This is a genomic window from Mycolicibacterium palauense, from assembly GCF_002592005.1.
GTDB lineage: Bacteria > Actinomycetota > Actinomycetes > Mycobacteriales > Mycobacteriaceae > Mycobacterium > Mycobacterium palauense.
Window position 1 is genome coordinate 65033 of record NZ_NVQF01000019.1, and the last position, 14019, is coordinate 79051.

General features: G+C 68.1%; 12 protein-coding genes. 9 read left to right on the forward strand and 3 right to left on the reverse strand.

The genetic code is table 11. From position 1 onward, the window contains the following. Positions 1–13 precede the first annotated feature (13 nt). From CSR00_RS10340 to CSR00_RS10350, 3 genes are all read left to right on the forward strand, one after another. The gene (locus CSR00_RS10340; RefSeq protein WP_099022310.1) at positions 14–1381 is read left to right on the forward strand and encodes an FAD-binding oxidoreductase; all 1368 of its coding nucleotides are present in this window, start codon (positions 14–16) and stop codon (positions 1379–1381) included. A 65-nt stretch (positions 1382–1446) separates the two neighbouring features. Then, positions 1447–2688 (forward strand): cytochrome P450, encoded by a 1242-nt coding sequence (locus CSR00_RS10345; RefSeq protein ID WP_099022311.1) that lies wholly within the window; start codon positions 1447–1449, stop codon positions 2686–2688. After that, positions 2688–3311, forward strand: a complete 624-nt coding sequence (locus tag CSR00_RS10350; protein ID WP_099022312.1) for a TetR/AcrR family transcriptional regulator — start codon at positions 2688–2690, stop codon at positions 3309–3311. The genes CSR00_RS10345 and CSR00_RS10350 overlap by 1 nt, the downstream gene beginning before the upstream one ends. Here the strand turns inward: CSR00_RS10350 and CSR00_RS10355 are convergent. The 3 genes from CSR00_RS10355 to CSR00_RS10365 form a co-directional block, all read right to left on the reverse strand. Next, complete coding sequence (locus CSR00_RS10355) at positions 3296–4033, reverse strand: siderophore-interacting protein (protein WP_099022313.1); 738 nt, start codon at positions 4031–4033, stop codon at positions 3296–3298. The genes CSR00_RS10350 and CSR00_RS10355 overlap by 16 nt on opposite strands. A 162-nt stretch (positions 4034–4195) precedes the next feature. Next, positions 4196–5338: an acyltransferase family protein gene (locus CSR00_RS10360; RefSeq protein WP_099022314.1), complete on the reverse strand. Its 1143-nt coding sequence runs from the start codon at positions 5336–5338 to the stop codon at positions 4196–4198. After that, positions 5335–7107, reverse strand: a complete 1773-nt coding sequence (locus CSR00_RS10365) for a DEAD/DEAH box helicase (protein ID WP_099022315.1) — start codon at positions 7105–7107, stop codon at positions 5335–5337. Before CSR00_RS10365 ends, CSR00_RS10360 begins: the two co-directional genes overlap by 4 nt. Before the next feature lie 88 nt (positions 7108–7195). Here CSR00_RS10365 and CSR00_RS10370 point away from each other — a divergent pair, with 88 nt between their 5' ends. The 6 genes from CSR00_RS10370 (at position 7196) to CSR00_RS10395 (ending at position 14010) form a co-directional block, all read left to right on the forward strand. Next, complete coding sequence (locus tag CSR00_RS10370; RefSeq protein WP_407662418.1) at positions 7196–7837, forward strand: LppP/LprE family lipoprotein; 642 nt, start codon at positions 7196–7198, stop codon at positions 7835–7837. Between the two features lie 994 nt (positions 7838–8831). Then, complete coding sequence (locus CSR00_RS10375; RefSeq protein ID WP_099022327.1) at positions 8832–9542, forward strand: MlaE family ABC transporter permease; 711 nt, start codon at positions 8832–8834, stop codon at positions 9540–9542. Continuing rightward, positions 9539–10393 carry an ABC transporter permease gene (locus CSR00_RS10380; protein ID WP_099022316.1) on the forward strand — a complete coding sequence of 285 codons (855 nt, stop codon included), beginning with the start codon at positions 9539–9541 and terminating at the stop codon, positions 10391–10393. Before CSR00_RS10375 ends, CSR00_RS10380 begins: the two co-directional genes overlap by 4 nt. Positions 10394–10397: 4 nt before the next feature. Further along, complete coding sequence (locus CSR00_RS10385; RefSeq protein ID WP_099022317.1) at positions 10398–11753, forward strand: MCE family protein; 1356 nt, start codon at positions 10398–10400, stop codon at positions 11751–11753. Positions 11754–11779: 26 nt separating this feature from the next. Beyond that, the gene (locus tag CSR00_RS10390; RefSeq protein ID WP_099022318.1) at positions 11780–12808 is read left to right on the forward strand and encodes an MCE family protein; all 1029 of its coding nucleotides are present in this window, start codon (positions 11780–11782) and stop codon (positions 12806–12808) included. Beyond that, positions 12805–14010 (forward strand): MCE family protein, encoded by a 1206-nt coding sequence (locus CSR00_RS10395; protein WP_099022319.1) that lies wholly within the window; start codon positions 12805–12807, stop codon positions 14008–14010. The genes CSR00_RS10390 and CSR00_RS10395 overlap by 4 nt, the downstream gene beginning before the upstream one ends. Positions 14011–14019 lie beyond the last annotated feature (9 nt).

Genomic DNA, 14019 nt, shown 5'->3' on the forward strand with positions numbered 1-14019 from the left:
GTAGGATCGGTTCATGGCCACGTCAGCAATCGCCGTGTTGGCCGGCGAGCTTCCCGAGGGGACCGTCGTCACCGACCCGGACATCGTGGCGTCCTACCGGCAGGACCGGGCCGCCGACCCGTCCGCGGGCACCGCGCTGGCGGTGGTCCGGCCCCGGACCACCGCGGAGGTGCAGACGGTGCTGCGGTGGGCCAGCACCCACGGCATCGCCGTCGTGCCGCGCGGGAAGGGCACCGGGCTGTCCGGGGGCGCGACCGCCGTCAACGGCGGCGTCGTGTTGTCGACCGAGAAGATGCGGGACATCACCGTCGACCCGGTCACCCGCACCGCCGTCGCCCAGCCCGGGCTGCTCAACTCGGAGGTCAAGGAGGCCGTCGCCGAGTACGGGCTGTGGTACCCGCCGGACCCGTCCTCGTACGAGATCTGCAGCATCGGCGGCAACATCGCGACCAACGCCGGCGGGCTGTGCTGCGTGAAGTACGGCGTCACCACCGACTACGTGCTGGGCCTGCAGGTGGTGCTCGCCGACGGCACCGCGGTGCGACTCGGCGGCCCCCGCCTCAAAGACGTTGCGGGACTGAGCCTGACCAAGCTGTTCGTCGGCAGCGAGGGCACCCTGGGCGTGATCACCGAGGTGACACTGCGGCTGCTGCCCCCGCAGCATCCCGCCTGCACGGTGGTGGCCACCTTCGACTCGGTGCGCGGCGCGTGCGACGCCGTCGCGTCGATCACCGCCAGGATCCGCCCGTCGATGCTGGAGTTCATGGACGCCGTGGCGATCAACGCCGTCGAGGACAAGCTGAAGATGGGCCTGGACCGCTCGGCGGCGGCGATGATGGTGGCCGCCTCCGACGACCGCGGTCCCGCCGGCGCCGAGGACGCCGAATTCATGGCCTCGGTGTTCACCGAACACGGTGCCACCGAGGTCTTCTCGACGTCGGACCCGGGCGAGGGCGAGGCCTTCGTGGCCGCGCGCCGCTTCGCCATCCCGGCGGTCGAGGCCAAGGGCTCGCTGCTGCTCGAGGACGTCGGCGTGCCGCTGGTCGCCCTGGCCGATCTGGTGGACGGTATCGAGAAGATGGCCGCCGAGACCGGGTTGATGATCTCGGTGATCGCCCATGCCGGGGACGGCAACACCCACCCGCTGATCGTCTACGACCCCGCCGACGCCGAGATGACCCGCCGCGCCGAGCAGACCTTCGGCGAGATCATGGACCTCGCCGTCGGGCTCGGCGGCACCATCACCGGTGAGCACGGCGTCGGCCGGCTCAAGAAGCCGTGGCTGGCCGGCTACCTGGGGCCCGAGGCGATGGAGCTGAACCGGCGCATCAAGGACGCGCTGGACCCCGCCGGGATCCTCAACCCGGGCGCGCTGATCTGAACGGTCCACCCGCCCGTACGCGCGCAGTGGTTGACAGAAGCTGACTTACGTCGTATCCATAAGACATGACAGCAGCTGTGTCTCACGCAGTGCCGGCGCAGTTCCGGCTCGCCGACGCGGACACCTGGGCGCGGCCCTGGCCCATGTACCGCGCGTTGCGCGACCGCGATCCGGTGCACCATGTGGTCCCCGCCGACCGGCCCGACCACGACTACTACGTCCTGTCCCGGCACGCCGACATCTGGTCGGCCGCCCGCGACCACCAGAGCTTCTCCTCGGCGCAGGGCCTGACCGTCAACTACGGGGAACTCGAACTGATTGGGCTGCAGGACAACCCGCCGATGGTCATGCAGGACCCGCCGGCCCACACCGAATTCCGCAAGCTCGTCTCCCGCGGCTTCACGCCGCGGCAGGTCGAGGCGGTGGAACCGACGGTGCGCCAGTTCGTCATCGAGCGCATCGAACGGCTGCGCACCAACGGCGGCGGTGACATCGTGGCCGAGCTGTTCAAGCCGCTGCCGTCCATGGTGGTGGCGCACTACCTCGGCGTGCCCGAGGAGGACCGCGGTCAGTTCGACGGCTGGACCGAGGCGATCGTGGCCGCCAACACCGCCGACGGCGGCATGGGCGGTGCGCTGGACACCCTCGGCGACGCCCTCGGCGGGATGATGTCCTACTTCACCGCGCTGATCGAGCGCCGCCGCCGCGAACCCGAGGACGACACCGTCTCGCACCTGGTGGCCGCCGGCGTGGGCGCCGACGGCGACATCGCCGGCACGCTGTCGATCCTGGCGTTCACGTTCACCATGGTCACCGGTGGTAACGACACCACCACCGGCATGTTGGGCGGGGCCACCCAGCTGTTGCACCAGCGCCCGGACCAGCGCCGGAAGCTGGTCGAGGATCCCGGCCTGATCCCCGACGCCGTGGACGAATTCCTCCGGCTGACCTCCCCGGTGCAGGGACTGTGCCGCACGACGACCCGCGACGTCACCGTCTCCGACAGCGTGATCCCCGAGGGACGAAAGGTGTTGCTGCTCTACGGTTCGGGCAACCGCGACGAGCGCCAGTACGGCCCGGACGCCGGCGAGCTCGACGTCACCCGCCGCCCGCGCAACATCCTGACCTTCAGCCATGGGGCGCACCACTGCCTGGGCGCCGCCGCGGCCCGCATGCAGTCGCGGGTCGCCCTGTCCGAGCTGCTGGCACGCTGCCCCGACTTCGAGGTCGACGAGAGCGGAATCGTCTGGGCCGGTGGCGCATACGTGCGCCGTCCGCTGTCGATACCGTTCACGGTGCGGTCCTGATGGCCGGCAACGACTGGCTGTCGACGCGGCGCACCGAGCTGGCCGCCGACCGCATCCTCGACGCCGCGGGCGAGCTGTTCGCCACCCGGCCACCGGGATCCGTGGGCATGCACGACATCGCCCAGGCGGCCGGCTGCTCGCGGGCCACGCTGTATCGCTACTTCGAGAACCGCGAGGCGCTGCACACCGCCTTCGTGCACCGCGAGGCGCACGCGCTGCACCACCGGATGGTCGAGGAGATCAACGGAATCGAGGATCCCAGCCGGCGCCTGGTGGCCGGCTTCCTGACCTCGCTGAAGATGGTGCGCGAGAGCGCGGCGCTGCGGGCGTGGTTCTCCACCGGGGACGCACCGATCGGCGCGGAGATCGCCGAACAGTCCGACATCATCAAGGCGATGAGCGCGGCGTTCGTCGTCTCGCTGGGCCCCGACGAGCCGGAGTCGGTGGACCGCAAGGCCCGCTGGCTGGTTCGGGTACTGACCTCACTGCTGATCTTCCCGGGCCGCGATGACGAGGACGAACGGGCGATGGTCGAGGAGTTCCTCGTGCCCATAGTGACACCGGGGGTCACACCGGCCCCGCGGCGCACCGGCCAGCCCGCGCAGGGTCAGGCAGCCCAGTAGGCCTGGGCCTTCATGGACCTGCGCGGGATCGCGTACTGCTCGCGCAGCACCTTGGCGACCGCCCGGGTGGTGCGGTTGTCGCAGGCCACCCAGCCGAAGTGATCCGAGGCGTCGAAGGCCGTCGCGGCGACCCACTCGACCAGTCCGCCGTCGTCGCCGGCGCCGCCGCTGCGGTCCACCCAGGTGACGCCCTCGGTGCGGGCCACCGGCAGGTCGCGGTCCTCGGGATGGCCGGCCTCGAGGAACACCCGCGCCGGGGCGTCGCCGATGGCGTCCAACAGCGAGTTGACCGCCGGTAGCGACGCGGTGTCGCCGACGATCACGTAGCCCGCCGGCGCCGGGGCGGGCAGCGCGAAGCTGCTGCCCAGTACCGTGACCTCCAGGACGTCACCGGGCCGGGCCGCGGTGGCCCACCGGGTGGCGGGCCCGTCGCGCGTGGCCCCGTGCGTCGCGAAGTCGATGTCCACGGTGCCCGCCCCCGGGTCGGGGTTGACCAGGGTGTAGCCGCGCTGGTGTGACCTCGCCCCGTCGGGGAACCAGCCGCGCACCCACATGGTGGGGTGCACGCGGCGTTCGTCCAGCAGCGTCCCGGAGTCGAAGTGCAGGCGCAGATAGTGCGGACCGATCTCACTGCGGCCGGTGACGGTCAGGTGGTAGTCACCGCCGCGCCACAGCTTGACCAGCGTTCCCTGCAGTCCCCGCGACGGACTCCGGTCGGCCATCTCACGACCCCTTCCTTGGTACTTAGGACAGGATAACCTATCTTCAGTACGCTTCGGTGGTCATCGATTCGGTACACAGAGCGAAGGAACGCGTCGATCTTCGCCCTGTGTACCGAATCAACGGCAGCGGGTGCGGGGGTGACGGGTGCGGGGGTGACGGGGTTAGCGGCGCAGGGGCACACGGGTGAGGCGGTGCAGCACCCAGGCCACCGGAATCGAGAGCACCATCGTCACGACGAACAGCAGCAGCGCCGAGCCCGTGTACACCGGCCTGCGCAGCACCTCGACCATCGCCAGCTCCATCACCACCAGGTGCACCAGGAAGATCTCGTAGGAGATCTCCCCCAGCCACACCATCGGCCGGCTCGCCAATACGCGCGCGTACCAGCCGCGGTCGCCCAGGGCCAGCGGGGCGATCACCAGCGTCGCGATGACGGTGTAGAAACCGGTCTTGATCAGCGCCTCGTACAGCTGGGTCGGCGACGTGGTGGGCTCACCCCCGATGGGTGTCGCGACGATGAAGAAGCACACCACCGCCAGGGGCAGGGCCACCATCGCATAGCAGCCGGCCCGCATCGCCTGCAGCACCGTCAACAGCATCCCGCCGAGAAACCACACCAGGTAGGTGGGCAACCACAGCCGCGCGCTGTCGGGCAACCAGTCGGCGGTGTGCACCAGCACCAGCCAGGCCGGCGAGATCAACGCCAGGCCGGCCAGCCCGGCCAGCAGCAGTCGCGGCCGCCAGGCCCGCCGGCACACCAGCACCAGCAGCACGTAGGACAGGACCGGCAGCGCCACGTAGAACGCCACCTCGACCGCCAGGCTCCACATCTGGGTCAGGCCCTGATGCAGATAGGAGTAGAGGTAGTTGTCGGTGTAGATCTGGGTGAGCGTCAGATTGCGGAACAGTCCCATCCAGGTGTGTCCGGGATTGGGCCCCGCGGTGCGGAAGTGGTAGACGAGGTAGGCGGCCAGCACGGTCACCACATAGGCCGGCATGATCCGCCGGACCCGGTGCCAGGCGTAGCGGCCCACCGACGGTGCCGGCCGCCCGGCAGCAGCCGCCTGGACCCAGGGCCGGAACAGCAGAAACCCCGAGAGCGCGAAGAAGATCGGGACCCCGATCTCCATGCGCGAGTACACCAGGCCGGCGTAGCCGTGGGTGTACTTCCCGGTGGTGTAGGCGGCGTGCGTGGCCACCACCAGGGTGGCCGCCAGGGCGCGCACCCCGGTCAGTGACGCGACACGGTCGGGTCCCGATACCGCCTCCAGGCCGCCCTGGTCGAGGTCCCCGGGGACCGTCATGGGGACTTGCGGTGCTTCTTGGGCTTCTTCGCCGTCTTGTGGTCGCCCTTGTAGTCGCCCCGGTGCCCCTCGGATCCGCCGTGCGTCCGGTGACCGGCGCCGCGGTCGGGCTGCAGGTTGATCAACTGGCCCGAGATCCGGGTGCGCGACAGTGCCTCGAGCGTCGCCGGGGACAGGTTCGGGGGCAGTTCGACCAATGAGAAATCGGTCTTGATGGTGATGTGCCCGAAATCGCTGCGGTGCAGGCCGCCCTCGTTGGCGATGGCGCCGACGATCGAGCCGGGCCCCACCTTGTGCCGCTTGCCCACGTCGATGCGATAGGTCGCGAAGCTTCCGCTCGGACGGCGGACCGGCCTCTGATCACGGTCGGGACGCTCGGGCCGTTCCCGCCTCTTCTCCGGCGGGGGCTCGGTCATCAGGAATTCCGCGCCGTCGCGCGACTGCAACGCCAGGGCCGCGGCGATGTCGGCCATCGGCACGTCGTGCTCGCGCTCGTAGTCCTCGATCAGACGCCGGAACATCTCGAAACCGGGCGCGTTGAGCGCCTCGGTGATGGAGTCGCGGAACTTGGCCACCCGCTGGGCGTTGACGTCCTCGACGCTGGGCAGCTGGATCTCGGTGACCTTCTGGCGGGTGACCCGTTCGATCGACTTCAACAGGTGGCGTTCCCGCGGCGAGACGAACAGCAGGGCGGTGCCCGACCGCCCGGCACGCCCGGTGCGCCCGATCCGGTGCACGTAGGACTCCGGGTCGTGCGGGATGTCGTAGTTGAGCACGTGGGAGATCCGGTCGACGTCGAGGCCGCGGGCCGCGACGTCGGTGGCCACCAGGATGTCCAGGGTGCCGTCCTTCAACGCCGAGATCGTGCGCTCGCGCTGCCCCTGCGGGATGTCGCCGTTGATCGCGGCCGCGGAGAACCCACGTGCGCGCAGCTTCTCGGCCACCTCCTCGGTGGCCTGCTTGGTGCGCACGAAGACGATCATCGCCTCGAACGTCTCGACCTCGAGAATCCGGGTCAGGGCGTCCATCTTGCGCGGACCGGCCACCTGGATGTAGCGCTGGGTGATGTTCTCCGCCGTGGCGGTCTTCGACTTGACCGCCACCTCGACGGCGTCGTGCAGGTACTTGGCGGTGATCTTGCGGATCGCCGGCGGCATGGTCGCCGAGAACAGCGCCACCTGCTTGTACTCCGGGGTCTCGGCCAGGATGCGCTCGACGTCCTCGGCGAAACCCATCTGCAGCATCTCGTCGGCCTCGTCGAGCACCAGGTAGTCCAGGTGGGACAGGTCCAGGGTGCCGCGCTCGAGATGGTCGATGACCCGGCCCGGCGTGCCGACGACCACCTGGGCGCCGCGCCGCAGCCCGGACAGCTGCACAGAGTAGGAGGAGCCGCCGTAGATCGGTAGCACGGTGATCTGCGGCAGATGCGTCCCGTAGCGGCTGAACGCCTCGGCCACCTGCAGCGCCAGCTCGCGGGTCGGGGCCAGCACCAGCGCCTGGGTGGCGCGGCTGGCCACGTCGATCTTGGACAGGATCGGCACCGCGAAGGCCGCGGTCTTGCCGGTGCCGGTCTGCGCCAGCCCCACCACGTCGGAGCCGGCCATCAGCGCCGGGATGGTGGCGGCCTGGATCGCCGACGGCGACTCGTATCCGACCTCGGACAAGGCCTGCAACACGGCGGGGTTGATCTGCAGATCGGCGAACGTCGCGGCGCCGCCCGCGGGTTCGGCGTCGGGGGTGCCGGGTTCGTCGATCTCCGAGGTGGTCATTTCAGGTGACAGTCTAATCTGCCGTACCCGTGTCGCCTGCACGGCGCACGTACCGTCGGCCGGTAGCCTGCCCGGTGTGCTTCCCGGTGTGCTTCCCGGTGTGCTTCGAAGCGGTGTTCGCGGGTGGGGTCCGGCCCCGTCCGGGCCCCGCCGTTTCGGTGTGCTCGCGGCGTCCCTGCTGATCACCGCGGCCGCCGCCGGCGGGTGTGGTTCCGGCGACTCCACGGTCGCCAAGACTCCCCCACCGCTCTCCGCCTCGGCGGGATCGACGGCGGGTTCGGCACCGGGTTCGGCGGGGACGACCACCGCACCACCGCCGGCGCCGCCACCGCCGGCCCCGCCGCCATCCGATCCGTGCGCGGTGAACCTGGCCGCACCGGCCATCCTCGACGCGGTGTCCAAGCTGCCGCCCGATCCGCGCAGCAAGCAGGGGTGGAGCCCGGAACCGATCGCCGGGAACTACAACGAGTGCGCCCCGCTGTCGGCGGTGATCGTGCGGGCCAACACCAACGCCGAGAACCCCAACACCCGCGCGGTGCTGTTCCACCTCGGCAAGTTCATCCCCAGCGGGGTGCCCGAGACCTCCGGATTCAACGGGATCGACGAGAAGCAGAGCACCGGCGACACCGTCGCGCTCACCTTCACCAACGCCATCGGCCTGCAGAGCGTGGTGAAGTTCCGCTGGAACGGCAACGGTGTCGAACTGGTGGGCAACACCCCCGCCGGCTGAGCCGCCCGGCGCCATCCGGGCGTCGCCCCATCGGCAGCCGGGTCAACCCCGCCGCCCCACGAACGTCGGCGGGCCGTGGGGTCCGTCATCGGCAGGGCGGAATCGGGGTTCCACTCCATCGTGCTCGCGTCATCATGCCCGCGTCATCGTGCTCGTGTCATCGTGCTCGTGTAGTAGACGGCGACGTCGTCGTATCCGGCCGGCTCGAGGACAAGATCGCTCATCGCGGCCCCGATGCCCCCGCGGCAATGGGTGATTGCCGGGCGTTCTGCGCGTAACCCACTGGCGCCGGACCGATTCCGTAGCCGATCGCTTCCGTGGAAGCACTCCGAACCGGGATCGGGGAAAGAGGCGAGGTGGACGTTCACGGCAGCCGTGATGGAACCCCGTCGACGTCCGAGGCTGCCGTACTGGCCGTCGCCCGCACCGCCTCAGGGCTACACATTACCTATGATCGTAAGTTTTTCACGCGTGCCACGCAATACCCCCGAGATACCCCGGCGCCCCCGGCAAGGACCGCGCCCGGCGGAGGCATCGCGACCGCCAGCAACACATGATTGACGCGTTTTATCTATAGCGGTAAGGTTTGTCGCGATTGGTGGCGCGGATCACAGTGTGGCGCAGGATAGCTACGGCGGTTGCGTTGGGCGCCACCACATAGCACCCGCGTGGATCAGCCCGTTGGGAGTAATCGAGAGTTGAAGGTAGGGGTTGCGTTGAGTTCCGGACCGTGTCCTCAAGTGGGTCGGCGCCCACCGCGCCGACCCGTCGTGTACCGGCCCCCAAGCCAACGCCGGCGCCACCCGGCAAACACGCACGCCGATCGGGCGCGTGGTCGGGGGCACGCGTGCAACAGCTGATCCGGCCGGCAACCGCGGGATCGACCGAGGCCGTCGACGGTCGCTCTGCACGGACTCAACTCGCCGGCGCACTGGGTGGGATCGCCTCATCTCGGGCCGGCGGGCTCTTCCGGGCGCTCGGCGGCTTCTACGCCATGACACTGGACGTGTTCATGTTGATCCCACGCCGGCCCTTCGCCTGGCGAGAGTTCCTCACACAAGCGTGGTTTGTCGCGAGGGTGTCGATGTTGCCGACCCTCATGTTGGCGATCCCGTTCACCGTGCTGATGATCTTCACCTTCAACATCCTGTTGGTCGAGTTCGGCGCGGCCGACTATTCGGGGACCGGCGCCGCATACGGAACGGTGACCCAGATCGGCCCGGTGGTGACCGTGCTGGTGGTATCCGGTGCCGGCGCCACGGCGATGTGCGCCGACCTCGGCGCACGCACCATCCGCGAGGAGCTCGATGCGCTTCGGGTCATGGGAGTCAATCCGATTCAAGCACTGGTGGTACCGAGAGTCCTCGCGGCCACCATCGTCGCGACCCTGCTGTCCTCGGTGGTGATCCTGGTCGGGCTGGTCGGCAGCTTCGCCTTCTCGGTGTTCGTCCAGCACGTGACACCGGGCTCGTTCGTCGGTGGACTGACGGTGATCACCGGCGCCGCCGACGTCGTGGTCTCCCTGATCAAATCGACCCTGTTCGGCCTGGCCGCCGGGCTGATCGCCTGCTACAAGGGAGTGTCCGTCGGCGGAGGCCCGGCCGGAGTCGGCAACGCGGTCAACGAAACGGTCGTGTACACATTCATGGCCCTGTTCGCGATCAACATCATCGCCACCGCCGTCGGCGTGAAGGCCACACTATGAGCACCAGCGTACCCAGCAAACCCTGGCCCAGAGTCGCGCGCATCGTCGCGCGCTGGATCGACGCGCTGACGCGGATCGGGATACAGGCACGGTTCTACTTCCAGACCGTCACCGCCACACGAGATGCACTGGTGCACTATAAGTCGGAAACGGTGCGCCTCATCGCCCAGATGAGCATGGGCACAGGCGCATTGGCCATCGTGGGCGGAACGGTGGTGATCGTCGGTTTCCTGACGCTGTCCACCGGCGCACTCGTTGCCGTACAGGGCTACAACCAATTCGCCAACGTCGGCGTCGAGGCGCTCACCGGGTTCGCGTCGGCCTTCTTCAACGTCCGGCTGATCGCCCCGGTGATCGCCGGCATCGCTTTGGCCGCGACCATCGGAGCCGGCGCGACGGCGCAGCTCGGAGCGATGCGTATCAACGAAGAGATCGATGCCCTCGAAGTCATGGGCGTCCGCTCCGTGGCGTACCTGGCTTCGAACCGCGTCCTCGCCGGCGTGATCGTGGTGATGCCACTCTATTGCGTCGCGATGATCACAGCGTTCGTGGCTGCCCGTTTCGGCACCACCGTCGTCTACGGCCAGTCCAGCGGTGTCTACGACCACTACTTCAACACGTTCCTCAATCCCACCGACATCATCTGGTCGTTCTTCCAGGCGGTCCTGATGGCAACGGTGATCATGCTGGTGCACACCTACTACGGGTTCACCGCCTCCGGCGGCCCCGCCGGGGTCGGTGAGGCAGTCGGGCGCGCGGTCCGCACCTCGATGATCTCGGCGGTCTTCGTCGTCATGTTCCTCTCGCTGGCCATCTACGGCCAGTCCGGCAACTTCCATCTGTCGGGATAGCCGGATGGATCACACGAGACCGACCAATCGGGTTCATCCGCTGTGGTGGACCGCGGCGCTGTTCACCACCGTCATCGGCATGGTCGCGCTGTGTTCGGCGCTGTTCGCGGGAACCTTCCGCAGCTACATACCCGTCACTGTGACCTCGGACCGCACGGGTTTGGTGATGGAGTCCGGCGCCAAGGTCAAGATGCGCGGAGTGGAGGTCGGTCGTGTCGGCGGCATCACCGGCGGCAGCCAACCCGTGGGTCTGAGGCTGGAGATCTTCCCCGACCAGGTCGGTTACATCCCGTCGAACGTCGAGGCCGAGATCAAGGCCACCACCGCCTTCGGCGCGAAGTACGTCGATCTCATCTATCCGCAACACCCCAGCACGCAACGGCTCACCGCGGGAACGATATTGCACTCGCGCAACGTCGACACCGAAGTCAACACCGTTTTCGACAGCCTGGTCGGCCTGCTCCAGCAGATCGATGTGTCCAAGTTGAACGCCGTGCTCACCGCATTGGCCGACGGCGTTCGGGGCAAGGGCGATCAGATCGGAGAGGCCACCACCGACGCCAATCAGGTCCTGGCCGCGCTGAACCCGCGTATGGACACCGTGGCGGCGGACCTGCGCTCCGCGGCCGGATTCAGCGACGCCTACAGCGCGGCCGCACAGGACATCCTGGCCACCCTCGACGCGGCCAGCACCACCAGCACCACGATCTCCGATCACGCCAGTGATCTGGATGCCCTGCTGCTGAACACGACCGGTCTTGCCAACAGCGGGATCGGACTGCTCGCACCCAACATGGACAGCATTGCCGATGCGATCAACACGCTCGAGCCGACCACCAGCCTGCTCCTGAAGTACAACCCCGAATACACGTGCACGATTCAGGGCGCAAAGACCTTCCTCGATGTGGCGGGCAACGAGTGGTTCGGCGGCAACGGCCGCACCGTCTACCTGGACGCCGGCATCGCCTTCGGCGACGACCTGTACAAGTATCCGCAGAACCTGCCGGTCGTCGCCGCCAAGGGTGGTCCCGGCGGCCAGCCGGGCTGCGGGTCCCTGCCCGACGTGGCGAAGAACTTCCCGGTCCGCCAACTGATCACAGACACCGGGTGGGGAACCGGGCTGGACTGGCGCCCCAATCCCGGTATCGGGCAGACCTGTTCGGTGGACTACTTCCCGGTCACCCGTGGGCTTCCCGAGGCACCACACGTCGGGCAGTGTCTCCCTGGGCCTGCGCCCGGCCCGCCTCCCGCATACCCCGGCGGGCCGCCGTACGGCGCGCCCTGGTACGGACCTGACGGCACTCCCCTGTATCCGGGGGTCCCGCCCGCACCCGCCGCGACGACTCCGCCCGCACCGTAAACCCGAGCATCCGAGGATCACCGACTTTGCCTGACAGCCTGCGCCGCGCCGTGATCGGCTTCACCTCCTTTGTAGTGGTCTGTGTTCTGGGGACATTCGCACTCCTCGCGGTGTTTTCACAGCTCCGTTTCTCCACGGAGCAGACGTACCGGGCCGAGTTCACCGACGTCAGCGGACTGGCCACCGGTGACTTCGTCCGTATTGCCGGCGTCGAGGTCGGAAAGGTGAAGAAGATCTCGATCACCGCCAATTCGGCTGCCCTGGTGGAGTTCACCGCCGAGCCGACCGTTGTCCTGACCGAGGCGACCAAGGCCGCGGTCCGGTGGGAGAACCCGATAGGGGATCGATATCTGGCGCTGATGGAGGGCGCCGGTAGCAGCAAGCGACTCGCTCCGGGCACCACCATCGCTGTGGCACACACCGAGCCTGCGCTCGACCTCGACACCCTGTTGGGCGGGTTCCGTCCGCTGTTCAGGGCGTTGGATCCCGAGCAGGTGAACACGCTTTCGGGTCAACTCATCGCGGCATTCCAGGGTGAGGGTGCCACCATCGGCTCGTTCCTGAACCAGGCGGCCGCGGTCACCAGCACCCTGGCCGACCGCGACGAACTCATCGGACAGGTGATCAACAACCTCAATGTCGTGATGGGCTCGTTCAGCGACCAGAGCGGCCAATTCGCAAAGGGCATCGAGTCCCTGTCGCGGCTGGTTGAAGGCCTATCGGCACGCAAGACCGACATCTCCAACACCGTCGCCTATACCAACGCCGCGACGGCGACGATTGCCGACCTGCTGACCGACGCTCGAGCACCGTTCAAAGAAACGGTGGCACAAACGGATCGCGTGTCGTCGATCATTGCGGCCGACAACGACTGGTTCGACGACTACCTGGAGACACTTCCGCATTCCTACAAGGTCCTCAGCAGGCTGGGGATCATGGGCGACTTCTTCACCTTTTACCTGTGCGACCTGGTGCTGAAGGTCAACGGTAAAGGCGGCCAGCCGGTCTACGTCAAACTCGCCGGGCAGGACACCGGGCGGTGCGCACCGAAATGAGATCCTTCGCCGAACGCAATCTGTTCTTCATCGGCCTGGTCGGCTCGGTGGTGATCGTCGGGATCGCCGTCTTGGCGCTTCAGTACGACCGGCTGCCGTTCCTCGGGAACACCAGGCACTACTCCGCGTACTTCGCCGAGACCGGAGGGCTCAGATCGGGCGCGGCGGTGCAGGTCGCCGGATACCGGGTCGGTGAGGTGTCCTCGGTCGACCTGGAGGGCGCCAGGGTCCTGGTCGGATTCGACGTGGAGAAGTCGATTCGACTCGGACAGCTCAGCGAAGCCAGTATCCGAACCAAGAGCCTGCTCGGCGCCAAGGTGCTCGAGATCAAGCCACGCGGCGAGGGACAGCTCGCGGGACCGATCCCGTCCGAACGCACCAGGTCGCCCTACCAACTCCCGGACGCGTTGGGCGATCTGTCCGCCACCATCGACGACCTGGACACCGATACGGTCTCGGACGCCCTGGCCACGCTGGCCGATACGTTTCACGACACCCCACCGGCTCTGAAACTGGCCGTACAAGGCGTCGGACAGTTCTCGCAGACACTGAACAAACGGGATACCGCGCTGCGCAGGCTGCTTGCCAACGCGAGCGAAGCGACGGCGGTCCTCTCGGAACGGGCAGACCAGGTGGCCGGCCTGGTGACCAACAGCAACGCGTTGCTGGCCGAGCTGCGGAACCAGAGTTCAGCGCTGACGACGATTTCGGGCAACCTGTCGGCGTTGGCTCAGCAGCTGTCGGGATTCATCGACGACAACCAGACACAACTGCGTCCCACCCTGGACAAACTCAATGTGGTGCTGTCGACCGTCGACAAGCACAAGGCCGGTCTGCAGCAGGCGATCAAGTACCTCAACCAGTACGCCATGTCGCTCGGCGAATCGGTCGCGTCCGGGCCGTTCTTCAAGGCCTACATCGCGAACCTGTTGCCCGGCCAGTTCATTCAGCCCTTCGTCGACGCGGCGTTCTCCGACCTCGGCCTGGATCCCAACGTGTTGCTGCCCTCGGAGCGCACCGACCCGCAGACCGGCCAACGGGCAACTCCTCCACTACCAGTGCCCTACCCGCGCACAGGTCAGGGTGGTCCACCCCATCTCAACCTGCCGGACGCGATTACCGGCCATCCGGGTGATACCCGGTACCCCTACCGAGAGCCGCTTCCCGCGCCGGCGCCCGGCGCGGGAAGCGGCTCTCGGTAGGGGTACCGG